The organism is Mesorhizobium sp. WSM4813 (assembly GCF_055811555.1).
This window is the reverse complement of the sequence record NZ_JBVVQU010000030.1, coordinates 1-21978: the sequence shown is the minus strand read 5'-3', so window position 1 is coordinate 21978 and position 21978 is coordinate 1. Positions and strand designations below refer to the sequence as shown.

Below are 21978 nucleotides of genomic sequence, written 5' to 3'. Positions count from 1 at the left end.
CAGCATGCTCCTATTTCGCCGCCGGCTGCGACAGCGGCGCGTCGAGAACGCCCGGCAGCGGCGAGGTATCGCCGTCCTTCGCCGCCTTCAGCGCCAGATAGACCAGCACGCCGAGATAGGCGATCAGAAGCAGTGCGTAGAGGATGAGATAGACCGCAAGCGACAGCGCGACCTGGCTGCCGGCGACCGGGCCGACGGCATCGACGGTCTTGAGCACGCCCGTGACCAACCAGGGTTGGCGGCCGATCTCGGTGGTGTACCAGCCGGCCAGCGTGGCCAGCCAGCCGGACAGCGCCATCGGCACCATCACCAGGGCCAGCGATTTCGGCAGGCTGTGGCGTCGCTTCAGGAAAAAGGCGGCCGACCAGGAGACGACGAGCATCAGGACCCCGGTGCCGACCATGATGCGAAAAGCCCAGAACACCGGGAAGACCGGCGGGTGGTTGCCGACATAGTCGTTCAGCCCCGGCACGACGCCGCTGGCGCTGTGCCTGAGGATGAGGCTGGCGCCGTCGGGGATGGCGACTTCGAATTTGTTCTCCCTTGCCGCCTCGTCGGGAAGCGCAAAAAGGACCAGCGGCACGTTGGGGCCGGTGTTCCAATTGGCCTCCATGGCGGCGATCTTCTGCGGCTGATGCTCGAGCGTGTTGAGGCCATGCTGGTCGCCGGCGAAGATCTGAACGGGGATCAGGATCGCCGCGGTGAAGACACCGGTGCGCAATGCATTCCACATCGATTCCGAGCGGTCGCCATAGAGATAGCGCAGCGCTGACAGGCCGGCGATCAGGAACGAAACCGTCAGGCCGGAGGCAAGCAGCATGTGGACGAGCCGATAGGGCATCGACGGGTTGAAGACGATCGCCCACCAGTCGGTAGCGTGGGCTACGCCGTTGCGCATCTCAAAGCCGACCGGCGTCTGCATCCAGGAATTGAGCGCGATGATCCAGAAGGCCGACAGGGTGGTGCCGCCGGCCACCAGCACGGTTGCCAGCGTGTGGATGCTGTTGGAGACGCGGCGGAAGCCGAACAGCATGATGCCGAGGAACGCCGCCTCGAGGAAGAAGGCGGTGAGGATCTCATAGGCGAGCAACGGGCCGGCTATGTTGCCGACGGTCTCCATGTAACCCGGCCAGTTGGTGCCGAACTGGAAGCTCATGGTGACGCCCGAAACCACGCCCATGGCAAACGACAGCGCGAACACCTTGACCCAGGTGAAATAGGCGCGCATCCAGGCGGTATCGCCTGTGGCGTTGTAGCGAAGCTTGAAGAACAGCAGCACCCAGCCAAGCGCGATGGTGATAGCCGGAAACAGGATATGGAACGAGATGTTCGCGCCGAACTGGATGCGCGAAAGGATGAGCGGGTCCATGGTGGGCTCCGGCTGCTGCTATGTCAGGGAAGATAGGCCGGATGCGCCACGCGGTCAAAGCGGCGTGGCGTCACGCGAGGCGGAACGCCGCAGGACTGCGGCAGCGGTGGATGCGTCGTCGCATGCCGATGTCCAGAACTGTCAGGAGTGCCATTGACTTCCGGCTGCACGCACCGACATTCAGCGGATTGAATCAACAGACCTCCTTTCAAGCAGCCGTTTTTCAGCCATGCCACCGATCATTTCCATTTCCGGGGTCACCAAGACCTACGCCACCGGTTTCAAGGCGCTGAAGGAGATCAACCTCGATATCGAGCGCGGCGAGATTTTTGCGCTGCTCGGGCCGAACGGCGCCGGCAAGACGACGCTGATCTCGATCGTCTGCGGTATCGTCAACCGCTCGTCGGGCACGGTCACCGTGGACGGCCACGATATCAACCGGGATTATCGCGCCGCACGCAGCCTCATCGGGCTGGTGCCGCAGGAACTGACCATCGACGCGTTCGAGAGCGTTTGGGCGACCGTCAACTACAGCCGCGGCCTGTTCGGCAAGCCGGCCGACCACGCCTTCGTTGAGAAAGTGCTGCGCGACCTGTCGTTATGGGACAAGAAGGACGCCAAGGCGATCACCTTGTCCGGCGGCATGAAGCGGCGGCTGATGATCGCCAAGGCGCTGTCGCACGAACCGAGGGTGCTGTTCCTCGACGAGCCGACCGCCGGCGTCGACGTCGAGCTGCGTCAGGACATGTGGGCGATGGTGCGCCGGCTGCGCGAGGATGGCGTCACCATCATCCTGACCACGCACTATATCGAGGAAGCCGAAGCGATGGCCGATCGCGTCGGCGTCATCAATCGCGGCGAGATCGTGCTGGTCGAGGACAAGGTGCAACTGATGCGCACGCTCGGCCGCAAACGGCTGTTGCTGGAACTGCGTAGTCCGCTCGCCACCATACCCGAGACGTTTTCGCGCTACGCGCTGGAGCTTTCGCCGGACGGTAATCAACTGACTTACACCTATGACAACCAGAGCGAACGGCCGGGCGTCGCCTCGCTGCTCCGCGACCTTGAGACGGCCGGCATCCAGTTCCGCGATATCGACACGCAAAACAGCTCGCTCGAGGAGATCTTCGTCAATCTGGTGAGGAAGGACGCATGAACCTGCGAGCAGTCTGGGCGATCTACAAGATGGAGATGGCGCGCGCCTTTCGGACGGTGCTGCAGAGCATCGTCTCGCCGGTCATCTCGACATCGCTCTATTTCGTCGTCTTCGGCTCGGCCATCGGCTCGCGCATCACCGAGATCGACGGCATCAGCTACGGCGCCTTCATCGTGCCGGGGCTGATCATGCTGTCGCTGCTGACCCAGTCGATCTCCAACGCCTCCTTCGCCATCTATTTCCCGAAATTCGTCGGCTCGATCTACGAATTGCTGTCGGCGCCGGTGTCCTATCTGGAGATCATCATCGCCTATGTCGGGGGTGCGGCGACCAAGTCGATCATACTCGGCCTGATCATCCTGGCGACCGCGTCGCTGTTCGTGCCGCTGACCATCGAGCATCCGTTCTGGATGCTCTGCTTCCTGGTGCTGACGTCGGTGACCTTCAGCCTGTTCGGGTTCATCATCGGCATCTGGGCGAGAAGCTTCGAGCAGCTGCAGCTGGTGCCGCTGCTGATCATCACGCCGCTTACGTTCCTTGGCGGAAGCTTCTATTCGATCGACATGCTGCCTGGCATCTGGCGCACGGTGACGCTGTTCAACCCTGTTCTCTATCTGGTCAGCGGCTTTCGCTGGAGTTTCTACGGCAAGTCCGACGTCTCGATCGGCATCAGCCTCGGCATGACCGTCGTTTTCCTGCTTATCTGCATAGCGATCGTCGCGTGGATCTTCCGGACCGGCTACCGGCTGCGGAACTGACCGGCCTACAGCACGCTGAGCAATCGGACACAGAAACATGAAAGAAGGGCTTCGGTCGCGCCGAAACCCCTTCCTCACGATTTATCGACGTGGAACCCTGCAGCGGGATGAGCTTAGACCGCGATCTTGCCACCGCCCTGTCTGGTGATGGCGACGACCGACGGCCGCACCGGCATATCGGGCTTGAAGTCGGGCCAGCGGGTCGATGGGTCCTCATAGTAGGAGGGACGGCCAAAAGCCTCCCAGTCCTCGCCGCCGTCGGCCGGATGCTGAACCGCGACGAAGGCGGTCTGGTCGTCGGGCGTGAACAGCGGGCCGCACATTTCGGCGCCGATCGGCACGCGGAAGAACAGTTTCGAGGTCGCCCGCGCCTCGCCTTCGGTGTCGACCGCCCACAGGCCATCGGTGCGGCCGGTGGCCTTCGGGCCCTGGCCGTCGGTCGAGACCCAAAGCCGGCCGGCCGCATCGATGGCGCAATTGTCCGGCATGCCAAACCAGCCATTGGCGGTCGTTGCGGTCGAGAAGGTGGCGCCGACTTCGGCCACGGCGGGATCGCCGCATTTCAACAGCACTTCCCACTTGCCCTTGGCGGCAGTGAAATCGCCACCGTCCTCGACGATCTCGATGATATGGCCGAAGGCGTTTTCGGCGCGCGGGTTGGCGGCATCGACCTGGTCCGTCTTGCGTTTAGAATTGTTGGTCAACATGACATAGACTTTGCCAGTCGTCGGATTGGGCTGGATGTCCTCCGGGCGGTCCATCTTGGTGGCGACGAGCAGGTCGGCGGCACGGCGCGTCTCGATGAGCACGTCGGCTTGGCTGGCAAAGCCGTTCTCCGCCGTGAGCGGGCCCTGGCCGAAGACGATGGGACGCCATTCGATCGAACCGTCCTCGGCGAATTTGGCGACATAGAGCGTGCCGTCGTCGAGAAGATCCATGTTGGCGGCGCGGTCCTCGGCATTGAACTTACCGGCCGTGACGAATTTATAGACATAGTCGAAGCGCTCGTCGTCGCCGAGATAGAAGACGACACGGCCATCCTTGGCGACGATCGATTCAGCGCCCTCATGCTTGAAGCGGCCCATGGCAGTGCGCTTCCTTGGCACCGAGGTCGGATCGTTGACGTCGACCTCGACGATCCAGCCGAAGCGATTCGGCTCGTTCGGCTCCTTGCCGATGTCGAAGCGGTCGTAGTGCGCCGCCCATTCATAGGCGCCTTCGGGAATACCCAGGCGCTTGTAGTTGGCGGCTTCCTTGTGGCCATCCGGCAACTCGCCCGAGAAATAGCCGTGTATGTTTTCCTCGGCCAGGACGTAGGTGCCCCAGGGCGTGACGCCGCCGGCACAATTGTTGACGGTGCCGAAGACCTTCGTGCCGGTCGGATCGGCACTGGTCTTGACCCGGTCGTGGCCGGCGACGGGGCCGGACAGTGCCATCTCGGTGTTGGCGGTGATGCGGCGATTGAGCTTGCCGTCGCGCACCACCTGCCATTTGCCTGATACCTTGCGGATTTCGACGATGGTGCCGCCATGCGCGGCCATCTCAATATCGACCTGTTCCTTGCTCAGCGGCGCCTGCTTGGCCTCGCCATCGACGATGGTGACAAGGCCCGGGAACATCAGATGCGGGTTGGTGTACTCGTGGTTGACCACCAGCAGGCCATGCTCGGCCGAGCCGTCGATCGGGATATAGCCGACATAGTCGTTATTGTAGCCAAACTGTCTTTCCTGGGCCTGCGCCGACTGTTTTGTCGGATCGAATTCCGGCGAATCGACAAACAGCGGATCGCCCCAGCGCAACAGCACGTCGGCGTCGTAACCGGCGGCGACATGGTGCTTGTCGTCGACGCCTGCCTCAACCTCGGCGAAGGTGAAGGCCGATCCGCCGTTAGCGCGGGCATCGTCGGCGAGGATCAGCGCCAGCGGGCTGACGGTAGCAGCGATGGCGGTTGCCGCGAGCGATCCCTGCAGGAAACCACGGCGCGAGAAGCGCGCGGCGATGATCTCGCCCATCGTCTGGTTGGCTGTGGGATTGGCTCCTGGCCCATCGTTTTCCTCAAGCAAGCTGGTGCGGAAATGGGCGTTTGGAGAAAGATGTCCGGTCGAGCGATGTTCAGTCATGGGGGCTTGCCTCTGGCTTCTTGGGATGGCTGGAGCGTGTTGCTTGACTGACCGCGTATCGCCGGGAGATCACAGTTTGATGACGTTGCCGGCCAATTTCCAGCCCCGATTTCGTGTCCAGGATCAGTCCCGCTTGACCGCGACCGGCGCTTCGGAAACAAGATCCGCGGCAGGCGCGGAAGCACCGCTTCGAGAGGGACAAAAAGTGAGTTTTTGGGGACTGGGGCAGCTCGGCATTTCAACGGTGATCTTCCTGCTGGCGGCGACGGCGGCGAAGCAATGGGGACTGGCGCCTAGCCTCGGCAAGATCGTTTTGACGCTGGCGCTCTATTCGGCGGGCAATCTGATCATGCTGAGGCTGATCCGTGAATTCGGCATGTCGGTGTCGTTCAGCCTGTCGGCGGTGATCCAGCTGGTGTCGGTGAACGTGGTGGCCCTGGTGTTCTTCGGCGAGCGCGTCAATGCGTTGCAGGCCACCGGCATCGTGCTCGCCGTCGCAGCTGTGGCGCTGATCACACTCGGGCCCTATCTGCAAAGGCCGTAACTGCGAGGGCCGATGAAGAATACCGCAAGCAAGCTGCTCAACTGGATCGAATTCCCGGTGCTGCTGGCCGGACTGGTCATCGCTGGCGGACTGTGGGGGTTCGAGGAACTGATGGAGGTGGCGCGAGACACTACGCCGCACGCCTTCGACACAGAAATCCTGCTCGCCTTCCGTGAAGCTGGCCAGCCCGACAATCCGATCGGACCTCTGTGGCTTGAAGGGGCGATGCGCGACATCACCAGCCTCGGCAGCGCCAGCGTGCTCGTGCTGATGACGGCGGCGGTGATTGTCTATCTGCTGCTGATCCACAGGCCGGGACCAGCGTTTCTCGTTTTCGTAGCAGTGGCGGGCGGGCAGGCCCTGTCGAGCACGCTGAAGCTCGGAATCGACCGGCCGCGCCCCGATCTGGTCTCGCATCTCGCCGACGTGGCATCGCTTTCGTTTCCGAGCGGCCACGCGATGCTGTCGGCGGTGACATATTTGACGCTGGGCAGCATGGCGTCGCGCTTCCTGCCTGGGCGAACGACCAAGATCTATGTGCTGGCACTGGCGGTGCTGACGACCCTGCTGGTCGGCATCAGCCGCGTCTATCTCGGCGTTCATTGGCCATCCGACGTGCTGGCCGGCTGGTGCGCCGGCTTCGCCTGGGCGATGCTGTGCTGGCTGGCCGCATGGGCGCTACAGCGATGGCGCGGGCAGACCGTCGGCGGCTGAACCGGCTGGTCAGACGGCGCTGTGTCGGTCGGCGCGCGGTCAAATCAGCGTGTTGACGATCTTAAGCCCGCAACCTGCCAGCAGGAAAACTGTCGACACACCACGCGTAGCGCGCGGGGCTCCCCAGGACGCAAGCGCCCGTGCACGCCTGACACATGCATTATGATGGTTGAACCATCATAATGACGGTATTATACATATGGCGCAGACTCAGACAGGGGTTTTAACCGATGATCACTGCCGCGCAGATGCGCGCCGCAAGGGCGCTGGCCGGCATCGATCAGAAGACGCTCGCCGAGCGCGCCGGAGTATCGCTTCCAACCATTCAGCGCATGGAAGCGAGCGACGGCGTGGTCAGGGGCGTGGTCGACACGCTGATGAAGGTCATCCAGGCCCTCGATGAGGCCGGCGTGGAACTGATCGGCGAGAACCAGGCCAGCGAACGCGGCGGCAGGGGCGTGCGCCTCAAGCCGGCCGTACCGCAGAACCCGCCAGGATGAGCCGATAAAAGTCGCGACGGCGACCGCCGACAGTCCTGCTGACGGATCTCGCCGCCTTGGTTTTTATGCATGTCGTTGCCCCACTTTTGGGCGCATGCATCAGGAGCGGAAGGCAGTCCATGGATCGAACCCGACGGGCAATTCATCAACCGGCCCAAAGTCCGGCAAAGCCGACATTTTCCGAACTGTTCACGCCGAAGCTGGTGACGGTGCTGCGCGAGGGCTACACACCAGAGCATTTCAAGGCCGATGCCATCGCCGGCCTGACTGTGGCCATCGTGGCGCTGCCGCTGTCGATGGCGATCGCGATCGCATCGGGCGTGACGCCGGAGCGCGGGCTCTACACCTCCATCATCGGCGGCTTCCTCGTCTCGGCGCTCGGCGGCAGCCGCTTCCAGATCGGCGGACCGGCCGGCGCCTTCATCGTGCTGGTGGCGGCAACGGTGACGCGGGTCGGTGTCGACGGGTTGCTGCTGGCGACGATGATGGCCGGCATCTTTCTGCTCGCCATCGGCTATCTCAGGCTTGGCACCTACATCAAATTCATTCCCTACCCAGTGACCGTCGGCTTCACCGCCGGCATCGCCGTCATCATCTTCTCCGGCCAGATCGTCGAGTTGTTCGGGCTGAAGCTCGCCGGCATAGAACCTGGACCGTTGATGCCGAAGCTGATGGCGATCGGCGAGGCAGCCGGCACGATCAATCTCGCCGCCACCTCCGTGGCCGTACTGACCATCGTCGCCATTGCCCTGATGAAGCGGTGGCGGCCGAAATGGCCCGCCATGCTGATCGCCATCGGTCTGGCGTCGCTTGTCGCGGCGCTGTTCTCGCTGCCTGCCGAAACGATCGGCACGCGCTTCGGCGGCATTCCGCGCAGCCTGCAAATGCCGGCCTTTCCGCCGATCAGCTTCGGCAGGGTAATCGGCATCCTGCCGGACGCCATAGCCTTTGCGCTGCTCGGCGCGATTGAATCGCTGCTGTCGGCCGTCGTCGCCGACGGCATGACAGGAAGGCGGCACCGCTCCAATTGCGAACTCGTGGCGCAGGGCTTTGCCAACATCGCGTCCGCCCTGTTCGGCGGCATCTGCACCACCGGCACCATCGCCCGTACGGCCACCAATGTGCGGGCCGGCGCGCATGGACCGGTTTCGGGCATGATCCACTCGGCCCTTCTGCTTGCCCTGATGCTGGTCGCGGCGCCGCTGGCCAGCTACATCCCGCTTGCAGCCCTTGCCGGCGTGCTGGCGGTGGTGTGCTGGAACATGTTCGAGAAGCAGGCCTTTGCCACGTTGCTGCGTGCCTCGCGCGGCGACGCGCTGGTGCTGATGGCGACCTTCCTGATCGTCATCTTCCGCGACCTCACCGAAGGCATCGTCGTCGGCTTCGCGCTGGGCTCGATCCTGTTCATCGACCGCATGGCCAAGAGCATTGCGGTTGAGCCGGACCAGAGACTGGTGCAGGACGATGTCGCCGACAGAACCGGCGCCGCCAACGCATACGATTCCGGCGAAGCGAGCGATGCCGATACCGTCGTCTACCGGATTTCGGGCGCCTTCTTCTTCGGTGCCGCCTCGACCGTCGCCACGGTGCTGGACCGCATCGCCGACCAGCGCAAGAACTTCATCCTCGACTGCTCGGCGGTGCCGTTCTTCGATTCGACCGCGGCCAACGTCATCGAGGGCGCTGCCCACAAGGCGAGGCGCGCCGGCGTGCGCTTCATCATATCAGGCGCTTCGCCGCAGACACGTCGCATGCTGATCAACCACGGCGTCAAACGGCCGCTGGTGACATACGCCGCCTCGATCAGGGATGCGCGAGCGCAACTGAAGAAAGCCGCCCCGGGAGAGGTCTAAACCTCCTCCTCTTTGTCAACGATCTTGGGACGGATACCGACGCAAGCACCGCGTCAGACGGCGGCGCCCGGCGTGCTGGCGTCTTCGTGCGGCGCAGCGGCCAGATCGTCGCGCACTTTGCGCGCGAGTTTCCTTGTCGAGCGCCTGGGGCTGTCGCCGAACAGATCGGCTGCCGCGGCGAGACAGGTCTTTTTCAGGCTTTTCTCCGAGCGCTTCAACTGCTTGCTCAGGAGCCGCGTTTCTTGAGGAGAGCCGAGCGGCCGATCGTCGGCATCGAGAAGCGTTCGCAGGACGAACGCATCATGCAGTTCGCCCAATCTTTCGCCAAGTTCGTCGACCGCCTTACGCCGGGCCTTGATCGACGCCGGCCACAGCCTTCCGAGCAGCGACAGGTGCATGCCGTGAGTCTTTGCCGCCTTACGCAGATCGTGGAAATCATTGGCCTCGCCGCGGGAGCCTGCCTTATCCAGCGCCTTTCTGGCGCGACGCAGCGTGATGCGGGCGCCTTCGGCAAGCACATCGGCGGCCTGTTCCGGCTGGTCGGGCAAGGCCAGCATATCGATCCGGCTGATACCCTCCTCGCAAGTGGCAATCGCGGCAGCTATCACTGCGCCGAGGCCGGCTCCACCATGCAATTCGTGCTGGCGCGCCACGAGCGTGTCGCGAACGGCATCGAGACCGCCGCCGGCGCTTTGTTCGGGAAAGCTTGCTGCCAGCCGGTCGATGGTTTCAACCAGCGCGGTCGCCTCGCGCGGACCGGCAAGCAGGGCAGCCATCTCTCGGTAACATTGATTCTCGGTGCGGCAGAATGTTTCGTCTCCGGGACGGACCAGGCGCAACAAGGCGCGCACGTTCTTCAGCCGCTTGCGGCATTTATGCAGCGCCTGCTCCGGCCTGTCATGCGCCGCGTGCAGATGGACGAGCGCCTTGCCGATCTCCTCGGCGAGGATGCGCCTGACCTCGGCGGTCAACGGCAGACGCGGATCGATGCGATAGCTCATGCGGCGATCTCCGGAACCCCCTCGAGGGCGAGCGACGCGTTATAGAAGCTCTGCTCGCCGGTGACTTCGCGGCCGAGCCAATCTGGCAGCATTTCGTCCTGCACGTCCTGCGGCGTCTCAAGCTCGGCGATCACCAGACCGCTAAGCATCCCGCCGAAGACATCGACTTCATAGAGATGGCCGCGATGCCTAACATGATGGCGTGTCTTCTCGATGACACGTCCGATGGCGAAGGCCAGCATCTCTTCCGCCTCCGCCAGAGGGATCGGATATTCGAATTCGTCACGTTCGCGGGCCTTGCTGCCGAATTTGAGCGTCAGCTTTGCCGAGGCGCCGTCGCTGATGCGCACGCGGACCGAGCGGTCGGGTGCGGCGGCGAGATAGAACTGGCGAATGTGGATGTCCGCCTCGACCAGATCCCGCCACTGCGCGCCGGAGACCAGGAACTTGCGCTCGATTTCCTTGACCATGGCTTCGCAATAAAGCGCGTGCGGCTGGAGATGGCAAGATGAGACAGGCGGGTTGACTTTAATCATTCGATTGATTAAATACTTGGTATGAGTAGGTCAAGAAACGCCAAAATTCTGCGTCGCGAGACATCTCCCGCCGACATGACGCGCGCAGCACTTGTCCGTGCGGCGCTGACGCTGTTCGGACGGCAGGGTTTCGACGGCACCTCGACGCGGGAGATCGCGGCTGAGGCGAAGGCCAATATCGGTTCGATCGCCTATCATTTCGGCGGCAAGGAAGGACTTCGCGCGGCAGCGGCCGATTATATCGTCGACACCATCCAGACCATTGCCGGCCAGGCGATCGGCAATCTGCAGGCGCCAAGCGATTCCAAAGGGGGCGATTCAGAAGCGGGCGACCCCGAAGCGGCGCGGGCACAACTCTTCGCCGCATTGGAGCGGATGGTGGCCTTCATCGTGGCTAGGCCGGAGGCCGGTGAGATCGTGCAGTTCGTCCTGCGTGAACTTTCGCATCCGACGGCGGCACTCGACCGCATCTATGACGGCGTGTTCGAGCCGACGCATCGCCGGCTCTGCCTGATCTGGGAACAGGCAACCGGCGAGGCAGCCGAAAGCGAGGCTACCCGGCTCACCGTGTTCACGCTGATCGGCCAGGTCGTCTATTTCCGCATCGGCCGCGAGGCGGTGATGCGCCGCATGGGCTGGCGAGCGATCGGCGATGCCGAGGCCATCAAGATTGCGGCGGCGGTGACGGATAATCTCGGCGCGATTTTGGCTCGGCGTCATTTTAACCGTCCGAAAGGATCCTAGATCATGAGTTTCCTCTGCTCTGTGCCGCTCGCCGCCCAGCTTTTCAGCGCCTGCGCACCGGCGCCGCCGCTCGCCGTCGGCTATGTCGAGGGTGACTATGTGCTGCTCGCGCCGATTGAGGTGGCGCAGGTCGAAACGATTTCGGTCAAGCGCGGCGACCGCGTCGAACCTGGCACGCCGGTGGTGACGCTGGAAAGCGCCGACGCAAAAATAGCCGTCGCGCAAGCCGAGGCGGCCCTTGCCCAGGCGCAGGCGCAACTTGCCGACCTGCAGGTCGGCAAGCGGCCGGAAGAAATTGAGGTGCTCAAGGCGCAGGTCGATATGGCCAAGGCGCAAGCCGCCGACGCCAAACGCAGATACACCCGCGCCAGCGATCTGTTCAAACGCGGCACCGGCACGCAGGCCGATTATGATACGGCTTCCGCGACGCTGGAAATAGCCAACGCACAGCTCGGCCAGGCGCAAGCCAATCTCGCGGTCGGTGGCCTGCCGGCGCGGCCCGAGACGATCAAGGCCGCCGAGAATCAAGTCAGCCAGGCGCAATCGGCGCTGGAGCAAGCGCGATGGCGGCTGTCGAAGCGTGTGCTGCCGGCGCCTTCGCCCGGCCGCATCAACGATGTGATCCGCTATCCCGGTGACACCGCCGGGCCGACCGCGCCTGTCATTTCGATTCTGCCGGATGGCGCGGTGAAGCTCAGCGTCTATGTGCCGGAAGGCGCGTTCTCGTCGGTGGAAGTCGGCACGCTGCTTAACGTCCATTGCGACGGCTGTGGGCCGGACTTGAAGGCTCGCGTCAGCTACGTGTCGCCGGACCCGGAGTTCACGCCGCCGGTGATCTACTCGCTCGAGACCCGGCAGAAGCTGGTCTATCTGATCGAGGCGCGGCCGGAGGGCGACGCCGGCGCGCTGCAACCGGGGCAGATCGTCGATGTCGATCTGACGGGTATCGGCCAATGAACGCCATCGATGTCCATGGCCTCGTCAAGCGTTTTGGTGACAAGACCGTCGTCGACCATGTGACAATGACGGTGGCCGAGGGCGAGATCGTCGGCTTCCTCGGCCCGAACGGTTCGGGCAAGACGACGACCATCCGCATCATGTGCGGCCTGCTGACGCCGGACGAGGGCGAGGGCACGGTGCTTGGCTTCGACATCCGCACCGACAGCCTGAGGATCAAGCGCGAAGTCGGCTACATGACGCAGAAATTCTCGTTCTACGAGGATCTGACCATCGCCGAGAACCTTGAATTCGTGGCGCGGCTCTATGGGTTGAAGCCGCTCAACGAGCATGTCGGCAGGACGCTGGAGGATCTCGGCCTCACCTCGCGCAAGGACCAGCTGGCCGGCACGCTGTCCGGCGGCTGGAAGCAGCGGCTGGCACTGGCAGCCTGCATCATGCATCAGCCGAAATTGCTGTTGCTCGACGAGCCGACGGCGGGCGTCGACCCGAAGGCGCGGCGCGAATTCTGGGACGAGATCCATCGGCTGGCCAGCGGCGGGCTGACCGTGCTGGTCTCCACCCATTACATGGACGAGGCCGAGCGCTGCCACCGCATCAGCTATATCTCCTACGGCAAGATGCTGGCGTCAGGCACGGTCGATGAGGTGGTCAGGAATGCCGGGTTGACGACCTTCGTCGTGCAGGGCCCGCGGCTCGATCGGGTTGCTGCCGCACTCAGCGGCCGCCCCGGGGTCGACCAGGTGGCGCCGTTCGGAGCGACGCTGCACGTCGTCGGCTCCGACAAGAAGGCGCTTAAGGCTGCGCTCGCCGATGTCGAAAAAGAGCACCAGGGTGTCACGATGACGCCGGGCGAGACCAGCCTGGAGGATGTGTTCATCCAGTTCATGTCCGGCTCGAAGGACAACATGGGATGAGAAACGGGATAAACAGCGTCTTTTCCCTCGCCAGGCTCGGCGCGCTGCTGATCAAGGAGTTCATCCAGATGCGGCGTGACCGCATCACCTTCGCCATGATGCTGGGCGTGCCTCTGATGCAGCTGGTGCTGTTCGGTTATGCCATCAACAACGATCCGAAGAGCCTGCCGGCAGCCCTGGTGGCGATGAGTAGTGATCCTTACACCCGGGCCATGGTTTCGGCGCTGCAGACCACCGGCTATTATCGGTTCGACCATGTCGCGCAAAGTGCCGCCGAGGCGGAATTCCTGATGGCGCGTGGCGACGTCGCCTTCGTCGTCACCATCCCCGCCGATTTTGCCCGGCGGGTCGAGCGCGGCGACCAGCCGCAGATCCTGATCGAAGCGGACGCCACCGATCCGGCCGTCGCCAGCGGCGCCATCTCGACGCTCGGCACCGTCGCCAACCAGGCGCTGCTCCGGGCCCGCGGCATGCAGGAAACGGCCGCCGAAGCTGCCCGGGGCCAGCTGGAAGTGGTGGTGCACCGGCGCTACAATCCGGAAGGCATCTCGCAATACAACATCGTGCCCGGCCTGCTCGGTGTCATCCTGCAGATGACGATGGTGATGATGACCTCGATCGCGCTGACGCGTGAGACCGAGCGCGGCACGATGGAAAACCTACTGGCGATGCCCTCCAGCCCACTTGAGATCATGCTGGGCAAGGTGCTGCCCTATCTGGTGGTCGGCGCCGTCCAAGTGGTGGTGGTGCTGGCGGCGGCCAAGCTGCTGTTTGGCGTTCCCTTCACCGGGTCGTTGTCACTGCTGCTTGCGGCGGTTCTGGTCTTCGTGTTGGCGCTGGTGCTGCTCGGCTACACCATCTCGACGATGGCGCGCACGCAGATGCAGGCACTGCAGCTTACCTTCTTCTTCTTCCTGCCGTCGATCCTGTTGTCGGGCTTCATGTTCCCCTATCGCGGCATGCCGGGCTGGGCGCAGATCTTCGGCGAGATCCTGCCGCTGACGCATTTCCTGCGCATCATCCGCGCGGTGATGCTGAAGGGCGCCGACCTGCCGGCGGTCGCAACCGAAATCGGCTGGCTGGTGGTGTTCGTGGCGCTGTTCGCCGGCGTGGCGCTGGTGCGATTCCGCCGGACGCTGGACTAGCTTACGCACATGGCCGAGGTGGTGGGTGCGGAGTTCGCCGCTGGATGCATGATCGTTCGGATCGAGTTTCATGCGGGCTTGGCCTGAGCCGGGACCGGCGGCAATTCAGGCGCCTCCAGTCCTTGGAAAGGATCGCGCCAGGCGTCGATTTCTTCTAGCTGACGATACCAGCGGCTGACAGAAGGATAATCAGCGAGCGGCAATCTGGCGATATCGTTGAAGGGCAGAAACGTCGCCATTCGAAAGTCGGCATAGGAAACCGAATTTTCGACCAGCCATTCTCGCTCGGAAAGCGCGGCCTCAAGTGTTGCAGCGGCCGTGCGGAAGTCTCGCAACCCCTCCTCAACCCGGTGCTGATCGATCGGGCCGAGCCCATACCGCTGTTTGGTCCCGCGTTCGAAATGCACGACGTCGCAAGCTCTTGCGAAGTTCTCCTTGCCCCAACTGAGCCATCGGATCATGTCGGGTTCGTCGTCGCCGGTCCGCCAGAGATCCGAATGCGCGTCGCGCGAAAGCCGGCAGGCTATGGCGTCGGCCTCCCAGAGGCTTTTTCCCGAGCCTACCAGTATGGGCAACGAAAGATTGGGATTTAGCGGGCGATATCGATCGGCCTGCCCGGGAGCGAAGGGGGAGGCGAATTCAAACTCGACCTTTGCGTTGAGATACCGTGCCACCGCGACCGCGAGGCGAGGATTGGGATTGCGGCTGAAGAGCAGCTTCATTCCATGTCAGTCCCTTGAATGGTACCGATTGGGCGCGCAGGAGCGCTTTGACATTTTGCATCGGCGCGCTGCCGGAACCGCTTGCCACTTACGCCGCGGCCATGATCTCGGCATAGGTGCTGAAATCGACATTGCCGCCGGACAGCACCACAGCGACGCATTTGCCTGATAATTCGATCTCACCTGATGACAGCGCGGCCAGCCCGACGCAGCCGCCGGGCTCGACCACCAGTTTGAGGTGAGCCATGGCGTCGCGCATCGCCTGTGCCGCGGCTCTGTCGGAAACGGCAATGCCGCCGGTGAGATTCTTGCGGTTGATCTCGAAGGTGATCGCGCCGGGCTCGGCGGTGAGGAGCGCGTCGCAGATCGAGATATGGCCGGGTTCGATCGAAACCCGCGCACCTCTGGCCAGGGAGCGACAGGTGTCGTCGAAATGCTCGGGTTCCACCGCCCAGACGGCGGTGGCCGGCGATGCGTCCTTGACCGCGATGGAGATGCCGCTGCTCAACCCGCCGCCGCCGCAGGGAATGACGACCGCGTCGAGGCTCACGCCGAGCGCTTTCGCCTGCGCCATCAGTTCGAGGCCGATCGTGCCCTGGCCGGCGATGATGGCCGGATCATCGAAAGGGGGAACCAGGACCATGCCCCGTTCGATGTACGGGCGAACCACCGTCATTCGGTCATCGCGGAAACGGTCGAACGGAACCACTTCCGCACCCATTTTCCTGACATTTCCAACCTTCATCGCTGGCGCATCAGTGGGCATGGCGATGATGGCCTTGACGCCGAACATCGCCGCCGACGCGGCGACGCCTTGCGCATGGTTGCCCGACGAGAAGGCGACGACGCCACGGCTGCGCTCCTCGTCGCTCAGCGAAGACAGTTTATTGTAGGCGCCACGGAACTTGAACGAGCCGGTGCGCTGCAACGTCTCCGGCTTGAACAGTATCCTGGCGCCGAAGCGCTTGTTCAGCTCCGGCGATTCGATCAGCGGCGTTTCGACGATCAGGCCGGACAATCGCGCTGCTGCGCGGTGGATGTCGGCGATGCCGGGTGGCGTCGGTGCAGTCATGAGGTGGTCCCGTGGAAAGACATGTTGCCTTTCATGATGCCCGGAAAGGGAGGCGGCGCACCAATGAAAAAATGTGACCGTTACAAATTCCCGCTGGTAGGAAGAGGGCGGCGTGCCTGTCGCCTACCGCCCTCCGCGGCCCTCCGCTATGGCTCCGGGCGTTCGTCGCTTCAATCGACAAATCGTTGTGTCGATTGATCGGCTTCGCCGACCGCTCATCCCAAAAGCGTCCTTTTCCGTTTGGCACCGCCCATCTTGCGCCAGGTGTTGAAGCGATGGGTGGCGGCGGCGAAAGAGATCTTCATCTGCTGGGCTACCGAATAGCGCGACTTGCCCTCGTCGAACAGGCGGTAGCAGCACTCGACGCCCTCCTCGGTCAGCTTGCCGTCAGGGGCCTTGTTGTGCGGATTGGCCGGATCGAATTTTTCGACCTGCTGCTCGACCAGGCCTCTCAGGCGCTGCAAATCGGCCTCGATATTGGCGATAAGGTCGAGAACAGGTTTCGGGTCAAATGCATGGGTGACCTGCTTTGCCGGCATCTGTGTTTTTCCTTTCTCTTGGCTTAGGTTCAGCTATATAGGTGTACATTCGCCAATAATGAAGGGGCGGCGGATGATTCCCAGAGCCAATAATTTTGAACGGACCGGCCGACGGCGCGATTGACCAAGGACGCACCAAACCGTAGTTTAGAACTATTCTAAACTAGGGTGAATTTCTCATGCTTTCCCGTGTTTTCGGTTTTGGCCGCCGTCCTTTCGAGTCGCTCTCGGAGCAAGAGATCCTGGCGCTCGCCATCTCTTCCGAGGAAGACGACGGGCGTATCTACCGTGCCTATGCCGACGGTTTGGCGGATAGCTTTCCGCATTCGGCCAAAGTGTTCGAGGAAATGGCCGAGGAGGAGGACGGCCATCGCGACTCGCTGATCGAACTTCACCGCGAGCGTTTCGGCGAGCGCATTCCGCTGATCCGGCGCGAGCATGTGAAGGGCTATTATGAGCGCAAGCCCGACTGGCTGGTCAGGCCGCTCGGCATCGAACATGTGCGCAGCCAAGCCGAGTCGATGGAGCGTCAGGCGTACCTGTTCTACGTCGAGGCGGCGAAACGCACCAGCGATGCCTCGACGCGAAAGCTGCTCGACGATCTGGCGGTGGCCGAACAGGGTCACGAGACGCTGGCACAGCGGCTGGAGCAAAAGCATGTGCCGGGCGCGGTGAAGGACGAGGAGGCAGCGGCCGAGCAGCGCCAGTTCATCCTGACCTATGTGCAGCCGGGACTGGCCGGGCTGATGGATGGATCGGTGTCGACGCTTGCGCCGATCTTTGCCGCGGCCTTTGCCACGCACGACACGTTCCAGACCTTCCTAGTCGGGCTTGCCGCCTCGATTGGCGCCGGCATCTCGATGGGTTTCACCGAGGTGGCTTCCGACGATGGCAAACTGTCGGGCCGCGGTTCGCCGATAAAACGCGGTATCACCACGGGCGTCATGACCGCGCTGGGCGGTCTCGGTCACGCCTTGCCCTACCTCATTCCGTATTTCTGGACCGCGACAATTCTCGCGGTCGTGGTGGTGTTCTTCGAACTGTGGGCGATCGCCTTTGTGCAGAACCGTTATATGCAGACGCCGTTCTGGCGCGCCGCCTTCCAGGTGGTGCTGGGCGGCGGGTTGGTGTTCGCGGCGGGCGTGCTGATCGGGAATGCTTAGCAATCCCTACCCAAGCAGCGCCCGGCTGTCTTCAGGCGCCTCGGCACGTTCGGTCAGGCCATAGTCGCGCACGACATGGGCTATGCGCAGACGATAGCCGGCAAAGATGCCGCCACGACCGGCCTTCTGCGCCTGCCTATGTTCCTCCGTGTTGCGCCAGGCCTTCACCGCCTCCTCGTCGCGCCAGAACGACAGCGACAGGATGCGGTTCGGGTCGGTGAGGCTCTGAAAGCGCTCGATGGTGAGAAACCCGTCGATGCCGTCGAGCAGTGGGCGCAGGTTGGCTGCGAGGCCGAGATAGGCGTCGCGCTTGCCCGCTGCCGGTTCGACCTCGAAGATGACGGCGATCATGGTTTCACCAAAGAAGCGTGCGGCCCGGAAGCGAGCTTCAGGAACGTGCGATCCTCCTTCAGGATGAATTTCTCACGCCGGGCGAATTCGTAATTCGCCCTCCCCGCCGGATCGGCCGCGAGCCTGACACGGTAGGCCTCGTAAGCGGCAAGGCTGTCGATGTTGTAGGCGGCGTAGGCGGTGGTGGCCGAGCCCTCATGCGGCGCGAAATAGCCGATCAGATCGGCGCCGCAGCGCGGGATCGCCTGACCCCAGTTGCGGGCATACTCCTCGAACGCCGCCTTGCCGAACGGGTCGATCTCGTAGCGGATGAAGCAGGTGATGGTCATTTTTGTCTCCTTGCTGAATTTGGTTCGTTGCGGCGACAGTTCGAGCGGGGGCGAAACGTTCGGCGGAACAATGTGCTAGGCAGTTTCCACGCTGATCACGCTTGCCAGAAGGACTTTGCGCATTCGCGGCGAACGTCTTCTGGCGTCAGGCCAAGATCGCGCAAAAGGTGCTCGTCAATCTCGGCGAGGTCGAGGCGCTGCAGATGGCGGTCGTACCAGCGCGCCGGGAGCCGCAGATGCAGCCGGCGCAAGATGATGAACGGAAACGGCCGACGGCCGAAGCGGCTAGCGGATACGGCGTTGGGAACGGCTCTTGCGGTCATCGTCGCTTCCTTGATCTGAGCCGAGAATAATGATTATCTGACAAGAATGCTTCGATGAAGGACGAACTATGCGTGAAGGACCCGACATAGCCCGCATCGCCAGCCTGGTCGGCGATCCGGCGCGGGCGAACATGCTGACCGCATTGATGGGCGGCACGGCATTGACGGCGAGCGAACTGGCCCTCGAGGCCGGCGTGTCGCTGCCGACTGCCAGCTCGCATCTGTCGAAACTGATGGAGGGCGGGCTGCTGACGCTGGCAAGCCAGGGGCGGCATCGCTACTACGGGCTCGCCGGGCCGCAGGTGGCGGGCATGATCGAGGCTATCACCGGTGTCGCCGCTGCGGTCGGGCCGCAGCGGGTGCGGCCGGGTCCGCGTGATGCGGCAATGCGCGTGGCGCGGGTCTGCTACGACCACCTCGCCGGCGAGCAGGCGGTGGCGATGCTGGATCGTCTTGTCGCTCGACACGTGCTCCTGCGCGACCACAAGGAGATCAGGCTTGGGCCGTCGGCCGTCTCGCATTTCGCCGCGATCGGCATCGATGTCGAGAGCAAGGCGCGGCGACCGCTGTGCCGGGCCTGCCTCGACTGGAGCGTGCGGCGCTCGCATCTGGCCGGTACGCTTGGTGCGGCCATTCTCGACTAGATCCTTCTGGAGAAATGGGCGCGGCGCGAAAAGGACAGCCGTGCGGTCGTCTTTTCGCCGTCGGGCAAGCAAGCTTTCGAGAGGGTGTTTCTCGGCTGAAAAACTGATCAACCCCGCTTGAGCGGCTTGCCCTGCCTGAAAAAATCTGCCCACGGATCGGCTTTCGCCAACTGCTTCAGCGTCGTCTTGTCGCCGATCGGAAATGTGTTCGGCGCCAACCCCGCCTCGATCTCCGCCCAGATCGCCGGCATCGATACGGTAGCACCCTTCTTGGCCCGCGACGAATAGGGCGCCACCGTGGTCGAGCCGCGGCCGTTGCGCAGATAGTCGACGAAGACCTTGCCGGTGCGCGCCTTCTTCGACAGCGTCGCCGTGTAGCGCTCGGGTGCCGCCTGCTCGAGGGCGCGGGCGAAATCATGGGCAAAGTCTTTCACTTCATCCCAATCCGCTGAAGGTTTCAGCGGCACGACGACATGGTAGCCCTTGCCGCCCGACGTCTTGACGAAATTCGGCAATGACAGCTCATCCAGTTGGCCTCGGATTTGGAGCGCCGCCGCGCGCACCGCTTTCACGTCGACGCCTTCGTCGGGATCGAGATCGAAGATGATCTGGTCCGGCTTGTCCAGTTCGTCGATAGTGCAGCCCCAGATATGGATCTCGACCACGCCGAGTTGGACCAAGGCAGCGACACCGTCGAAATCGCGGATGAACAATATCTCCTCGCCGTCGGTCGGATCCTTCATCCTGGCGATCTTGTCATGCATGCCGGCCGACGCATGCTTTTGGAAGAAGCGTTGGCCGCCGACGCCGTCCGGCGCGCGCACCAGGCTGAGCGGCCGATTGACGACGAATTGTTGCATGCGCGGCCAGACCAAAGCGTAATGATCAAGCAGGCCCTGCTTCGATACCTTCTCCTGCGGCCACAGAAGTTTGTCGGGGTGAGAAAACTTTACGACGGTTTCTGCCGCCCCGGCGGATTTGACAGAGGTCTCGCCCTTGCCGCCGCCAGGCTTTGCCTTAGTGTCGGCCTTGCCTGCGGGTGCCTTCGGCTTTTCCTGCACGACTTCCTCCGCCGGTTTGTCCTCGCGCAATCTGGAACGAGGCGTGGCGCATTATACCGTCGACGTCCAGGTCCGGAAAGGGAGGCAAAGCCGGTTTCCCGGCGTTGCCTCGGTCGAGACTGCTATTCGGCGGCCTGAAGGTTGACCTTGGCTTCCGCAATCTCGGTAAGCTTGCGGTCGGTCGCCTGCTCTTCCTTGATGTTGTTGGCCAGGACATTGGCGCAGTCGGTGCGGCCAAGCTGCTTGGCCCAGGCGATCAGCGTGCCGTAACGGGTTATCTCGTAGTGCTCGACTGCCTGCGCGGAAGCGATCAGGGCAGCGTCGAGAACGTCCTTGTCGTCGATGTCGCCGCTGACTTCATCAGCTTCCTCCAGAATGCCGTCGATGGCCGGGCAGTTGACCGTCTTGGCCTTCACGCCATGCAGTTCGAACACTTTCTCGACCCGCTCGATATGGCCCTTGGTCTGGCCAAGGTGCTTCTCCAGGCCGGCTTTCAGCTGCGGATCGGTCGCCTTGTCGATCATCTTCGGCAGCGACTTCTCGATCTGTTTTTCGGCGTAATAGATGTCGCGCAGCGTGTGGACGAAGAGGTCGTCCAGCGTCTTGATGTCTTTCGAAAAGAAACCCATGGCTTTGCCTTTCCATTGTTCTTGCTGTGTTGGGGGCTCCGGCTGCGGCTCCCGCACGGAAGCCGCAGCCTGCTGGCCGGGTGGGTCCCGGCTCTTAGCGTCAACGTGCGGCTATCGGACGGGTTCCTGGCTTTCCCGAGCAAGCAGTGAAATTTGGGCAAGCACGGAAATTTCGCGGCGCCGGCCAAAGTTGAAACACAAGCGCGTCGAAGCGACATCCAAACGAAACATATGTGATGCAAAAGTCACACTAGCCGGAATGCCGACGAACTGCATGGAAAGACCCCGAATCAGCCGCATTCCAGCCACGAACCAAGGCCTTTTTGACCAAAGATTAACATCGTGTTCACCGACTATTCACGCCTCGACGCTATGATCCCCGCAATTCGGAAGGGACATCCGAAATAGGGACAGGACAGGGAAAATGAACTTCTTGACGCACCTCATCGGCTACGCTGCCGCCATCCGCGAGTTCGTCGCGCCGACCTACCGGCCGGAGCGCTATTACATGCGCGGCCCAGGCCCCGCTTGCGCACGCCGCGGCCACACGCTCGGCATCAGCGCGCACTGATGACGACCATGGAAAGCCGCCATGACAGCCGGATCTGCAGGCCGGCCGCCGATCACCGTGCGACGACCTATCGCGCGGAACGTCCTGGGCTCGCCGACAGGCGGCGTGCGACGACCCCAGGGCTTTGAGATAACGCCAGGCTTGAGATTCTGGGGCTTTGATCTCGCCGCCGGCAAGCTTAATGCGTTCTGTTTTTAGGTAGACGCATATCCGGCGTTCTTGATGTAGTTGGCGCATTCCGCCGGCGTGTAATGATCAAG

Annotated in this window: 23 protein-coding genes and 2 pseudogenes; 13 read left to right on the top strand and 12 right to left on the bottom strand. The window is 63.0% G+C overall.

The features are described from left to right. Positions 1-10 precede the first annotated feature (10 nt). Entirely contained in the window at positions 11-1369 is a 1359-nt protein-coding gene (locus tag AC0L25_RS18500) for a cytochrome ubiquinol oxidase subunit I (RefSeq protein ID WP_473596831.1), read from the bottom strand. A 229-nt stretch (positions 1370-1598) separates the two neighbouring features. Here AC0L25_RS18500 and AC0L25_RS18495 point away from each other — a divergent pair, with 229 nt between their 5' ends. Beyond that, on the top strand, positions 1599-2525 hold the full coding sequence (locus AC0L25_RS18495; protein WP_473596830.1) for an ABC transporter ATP-binding protein: 927 nt from the start codon (positions 1599-1601) through the stop codon (positions 2523-2525). After that, positions 2522-3283 (top strand): ABC transporter permease, encoded by a 762-nt coding sequence (locus AC0L25_RS18490; protein WP_473596829.1) that lies wholly within the window; start codon positions 2522-2524, stop codon positions 3281-3283. Before AC0L25_RS18495 ends, AC0L25_RS18490 begins: the two co-directional genes overlap by 4 nt. Positions 3284-3396: 113 nt before the next feature. On the opposite strand, the gene AC0L25_RS18485 is transcribed toward AC0L25_RS18490, so the two are convergent. After that, complete coding sequence (locus AC0L25_RS18485; protein WP_473596828.1) at positions 3397-5403, bottom strand: PhoX family protein; 2007 nt, start codon at positions 5401-5403, stop codon at positions 3397-3399. 205 nt (positions 5404-5608) lie between these two features. On the opposite strand from AC0L25_RS18485, the gene AC0L25_RS18480 reads away from it, so the two are divergent. From AC0L25_RS18480 to AC0L25_RS18465, 4 genes are all read left to right on the top strand, one after another. After that, the gene (locus tag AC0L25_RS18480) at positions 5609-5947 is read left to right on the top strand and encodes a hypothetical protein (protein ID WP_473596827.1); all 339 of its coding nucleotides are present in this window, start codon (positions 5609-5611) and stop codon (positions 5945-5947) included. 12 nt (positions 5948-5959) lie between these two features. Beyond that, complete coding sequence (locus AC0L25_RS18475) at positions 5960-6661, top strand: phosphatase PAP2 family protein (RefSeq protein ID WP_352954439.1); 702 nt, start codon at positions 5960-5962, stop codon at positions 6659-6661. Positions 6662-6891: 230 nt separating this feature from the next. After that, positions 6892-7161 carry a helix-turn-helix domain-containing protein gene (locus AC0L25_RS18470; RefSeq protein WP_473596826.1) on the top strand — a complete coding sequence of 90 codons (270 nt, stop codon included), beginning with the start codon at positions 6892-6894 and terminating at the stop codon, positions 7159-7161. 119 nt (positions 7162-7280) lie between these two features. After that, entirely contained in the window at positions 7281-9014 is a 1734-nt protein-coding gene (locus AC0L25_RS18465; protein ID WP_473596825.1) for a SulP family inorganic anion transporter, read from the top strand. A 53-nt stretch (positions 9015-9067) separates the two neighbouring features. On the opposite strand, the gene AC0L25_RS18460 is transcribed toward AC0L25_RS18465, so the two are convergent. Both AC0L25_RS18460 and AC0L25_RS18455 read right to left on the bottom strand, forming a co-directional pair. Continuing rightward, a complete protein-coding gene (locus AC0L25_RS18460; protein WP_473596824.1) occupies positions 9068-10015 on the bottom strand; it encodes a CHAD domain-containing protein in 948 nt (315 codons plus the stop codon). Continuing rightward, the gene (locus AC0L25_RS18455; RefSeq protein WP_473596823.1) at positions 10012-10485 is read right to left on the bottom strand and encodes a CYTH domain-containing protein; all 474 of its coding nucleotides are present in this window, start codon (positions 10483-10485) and stop codon (positions 10012-10014) included. The genes AC0L25_RS18460 and AC0L25_RS18455 overlap by 4 nt, the downstream gene beginning before the upstream one ends. 87 nt (positions 10486-10572) lie before the next feature. On the opposite strand from AC0L25_RS18455, the gene AC0L25_RS18450 reads away from it, so the two are divergent. Genes AC0L25_RS18450 through AC0L25_RS18435 form a run of 4 tightly spaced genes read left to right on the top strand, consistent with a single transcriptional unit; the run spans position 10573 to position 14314 of the window. Then, positions 10573-11295: a CerR family C-terminal domain-containing protein gene (locus AC0L25_RS18450; RefSeq protein ID WP_473596822.1), complete on the top strand. Its 723-nt coding sequence runs from the start codon at positions 10573-10575 to the stop codon at positions 11293-11295. A 3-nt stretch (positions 11296-11298) separates the two neighbouring features. Beyond that, positions 11299-12252 (top strand): HlyD family secretion protein, encoded by a 954-nt coding sequence (locus tag AC0L25_RS18445; protein WP_473596821.1) that lies wholly within the window; start codon positions 11299-11301, stop codon positions 12250-12252. Beyond that, positions 12249-13169 carry an ABC transporter ATP-binding protein gene (locus AC0L25_RS18440; RefSeq protein ID WP_473596820.1) on the top strand — a complete coding sequence of 307 codons (921 nt, stop codon included), beginning with the start codon at positions 12249-12251 and terminating at the stop codon, positions 13167-13169. The genes AC0L25_RS18445 and AC0L25_RS18440 overlap by 4 nt, the downstream gene beginning before the upstream one ends. 8 nt (positions 13170-13177) lie before the next feature. Beyond that, positions 13178-14314 carry an ABC transporter permease gene (locus AC0L25_RS18435; protein WP_473596879.1) on the top strand — a complete coding sequence of 379 codons (1137 nt, stop codon included), beginning with the start codon at positions 13178-13180 and terminating at the stop codon, positions 14312-14314. A gap of 68 nt (positions 14315-14382) precedes the next feature. On the opposite strand, the gene AC0L25_RS18430 is transcribed toward AC0L25_RS18435, so the two are convergent. The 3 genes from AC0L25_RS18430 to AC0L25_RS18420 all read right to left on the bottom strand — a co-directional run bounded on the left by AC0L25_RS18430 (position 14383) and on the right by AC0L25_RS18420 (position 16647). Then, entirely contained in the window at positions 14383-15036 is a 654-nt protein-coding gene (locus AC0L25_RS18430; RefSeq protein ID WP_473596819.1) for a glutathione S-transferase family protein, read from the bottom strand. Between the two features lie 88 nt (positions 15037-15124). Continuing rightward, complete coding sequence (locus tag AC0L25_RS18425) at positions 15125-16108, bottom strand: threonine/serine dehydratase (RefSeq protein ID WP_473596818.1); 984 nt, start codon at positions 16106-16108, stop codon at positions 15125-15127. A gap of 215 nt (positions 16109-16323) precedes the next feature. Further along, positions 16324-16647, bottom strand: a complete 324-nt coding sequence (locus tag AC0L25_RS18420) for a hypothetical protein (protein WP_473596817.1) — start codon at positions 16645-16647, stop codon at positions 16324-16326. A 179-nt stretch (positions 16648-16826) separates the two neighbouring features. On the opposite strand from AC0L25_RS18420, the gene mbfA reads away from it, so the two are divergent. Next, the gene (mbfA, locus tag AC0L25_RS18415; RefSeq protein WP_473596816.1) at positions 16827-17810 is read left to right on the top strand and encodes an iron exporter MbfA; all 984 of its coding nucleotides are present in this window, start codon (positions 16827-16829) and stop codon (positions 17808-17810) included. A 6-nt stretch (positions 17811-17816) separates the two neighbouring features. Here the strand turns inward: mbfA and AC0L25_RS18410 are convergent, their stop codons facing one another. The 3 genes from AC0L25_RS18410 to AC0L25_RS18400 all read right to left on the bottom strand — a co-directional run bounded on the left by AC0L25_RS18410 (position 17817) and on the right by AC0L25_RS18400 (position 18813). Further along, positions 17817-18161 (bottom strand): antibiotic biosynthesis monooxygenase family protein, encoded by a 345-nt coding sequence (locus AC0L25_RS18410; RefSeq protein WP_473596815.1) that lies wholly within the window; start codon positions 18159-18161, stop codon positions 17817-17819. Further along, a complete protein-coding gene (locus AC0L25_RS18405) occupies positions 18158-18490 on the bottom strand; it encodes an NIPSNAP family protein (RefSeq protein WP_473596814.1) in 333 nt (110 codons plus the stop codon). The genes AC0L25_RS18410 and AC0L25_RS18405 overlap by 4 nt, the downstream gene beginning before the upstream one ends. A gap of 95 nt (positions 18491-18585) precedes the next feature. After that, positions 18586-18813: a DUF1127 domain-containing protein gene (locus AC0L25_RS18400; RefSeq protein ID WP_473596813.1), complete on the bottom strand. Its 228-nt coding sequence runs from the start codon at positions 18811-18813 to the stop codon at positions 18586-18588. 68 nt (positions 18814-18881) lie between these two features. Between AC0L25_RS18400 and AC0L25_RS18395 the strand changes: the two are divergent. Then, positions 18882-19556, top strand: a pseudogene (locus AC0L25_RS18395) (ArsR/SmtB family transcription factor). Between the two features lie 8 nt (positions 19557-19564). On the opposite strand, the pseudogene ligD reads toward AC0L25_RS18395, so the two are convergent. Then, positions 19565-20596: pseudogene (gene ligD / locus AC0L25_RS18390) on the bottom strand (DNA ligase D); the annotation flags it as partial. Between the two features lie 44 nt (positions 20597-20640). Then, on the bottom strand, positions 20641-21147 hold the full coding sequence (locus tag AC0L25_RS18385) for a YciE/YciF ferroxidase family protein (protein ID WP_027154740.1): 507 nt from the start codon (positions 21145-21147) through the stop codon (positions 20641-20643). 424 nt (positions 21148-21571) lie between these two features. Between AC0L25_RS18385 and AC0L25_RS18380 the strand changes: the two genes are divergently transcribed. Beyond that, positions 21572-21718 (top strand): hypothetical protein, encoded by a 147-nt coding sequence (locus AC0L25_RS18380; RefSeq protein ID WP_023801394.1) that lies wholly within the window; start codon positions 21572-21574, stop codon positions 21716-21718. The last annotated feature ends 260 nt before the right edge of the window (positions 21719-21978 follow it).

Excerpts from the sequence above, each read along its gene's own strand:
- AC0L25_RS18500 (WP_473596831.1), bottom strand. The coding sequence starts at position 1,369 with ATGGACCCGCTCATCCTTTCGCGCATCCAGTTCGGCGCGAACATCTCG.
- AC0L25_RS18495 (WP_473596830.1), top strand. The coding sequence starts at position 1,599 with ATGCCACCGATCATTTCCATTTCCGGGGTCACCAAGACCTACGCCACC.
- AC0L25_RS18490 (WP_473596829.1), top strand. The coding sequence starts at position 2,522 with ATGAACCTGCGAGCAGTCTGGGCGATCTACAAGATGGAGATGGCGCGC.
- AC0L25_RS18485 (WP_473596828.1), bottom strand. The coding sequence starts at position 5,403 with ATGACTGAACATCGCTCGACCGGACATCTTTCTCCAAACGCCCATTTC.
- AC0L25_RS18475 (WP_352954439.1), top strand. The coding sequence starts at position 5,960 with ATGAAGAATACCGCAAGCAAGCTGCTCAACTGGATCGAATTCCCGGTG.
- AC0L25_RS18470 (WP_473596826.1), top strand. The coding sequence starts at position 6,892 with ATGATCACTGCCGCGCAGATGCGCGCCGCAAGGGCGCTGGCCGGCATC.
- AC0L25_RS18465 (WP_473596825.1), top strand. The coding sequence starts at position 7,281 with ATGGATCGAACCCGACGGGCAATTCATCAACCGGCCCAAAGTCCGGCA.
- AC0L25_RS18460 (WP_473596824.1), bottom strand. The coding sequence starts at position 10,015 with ATGAGCTATCGCATCGATCCGCGTCTGCCGTTGACCGCCGAGGTCAGG.
- AC0L25_RS18455 (WP_473596823.1), bottom strand. The coding sequence starts at position 10,485 with ATGGTCAAGGAAATCGAGCGCAAGTTCCTGGTCTCCGGCGCGCAGTGG.
- AC0L25_RS18450 (WP_473596822.1), top strand. The coding sequence starts at position 10,573 with ATGAGTAGGTCAAGAAACGCCAAAATTCTGCGTCGCGAGACATCTCCC.
- AC0L25_RS18445 (WP_473596821.1), top strand. The coding sequence starts at position 11,299 with ATGAGTTTCCTCTGCTCTGTGCCGCTCGCCGCCCAGCTTTTCAGCGCC.
- AC0L25_RS18440 (WP_473596820.1), top strand. The coding sequence starts at position 12,249 with ATGAACGCCATCGATGTCCATGGCCTCGTCAAGCGTTTTGGTGACAAG.
- AC0L25_RS18430 (WP_473596819.1), bottom strand. The coding sequence starts at position 15,036 with ATGAAGCTGCTCTTCAGCCGCAATCCCAATCCTCGCCTCGCGGTCGCG.
- AC0L25_RS18425 (WP_473596818.1), bottom strand. The coding sequence starts at position 16,108 with ATGACTGCACCGACGCCACCCGGCATCGCCGACATCCACCGCGCAGCA.
- AC0L25_RS18420 (WP_473596817.1), bottom strand. The coding sequence starts at position 16,647 with ATGCCGGCAAAGCAGGTCACCCATGCATTTGACCCGAAACCTGTTCTC.
- mbfA (WP_473596816.1), top strand. The coding sequence starts at position 16,827 with ATGCTTTCCCGTGTTTTCGGTTTTGGCCGCCGTCCTTTCGAGTCGCTC.
- AC0L25_RS18410 (WP_473596815.1), bottom strand. The coding sequence starts at position 18,161 with ATGATCGCCGTCATCTTCGAGGTCGAACCGGCAGCGGGCAAGCGCGAC.
- AC0L25_RS18405 (WP_473596814.1), bottom strand. The coding sequence starts at position 18,490 with ATGACCATCACCTGCTTCATCCGCTACGAGATCGACCCGTTCGGCAAG.
- AC0L25_RS18400 (WP_473596813.1), bottom strand. The coding sequence starts at position 18,813 with ATGACCGCAAGAGCCGTTCCCAACGCCGTATCCGCTAGCCGCTTCGGC.
- AC0L25_RS18385 (WP_027154740.1), bottom strand. The coding sequence starts at position 21,147 with ATGGGTTTCTTTTCGAAAGACATCAAGACGCTGGACGACCTCTTCGTC.
- AC0L25_RS18380 (WP_023801394.1), top strand. The coding sequence starts at position 21,572 with ATGAACTTCTTGACGCACCTCATCGGCTACGCTGCCGCCATCCGCGAG.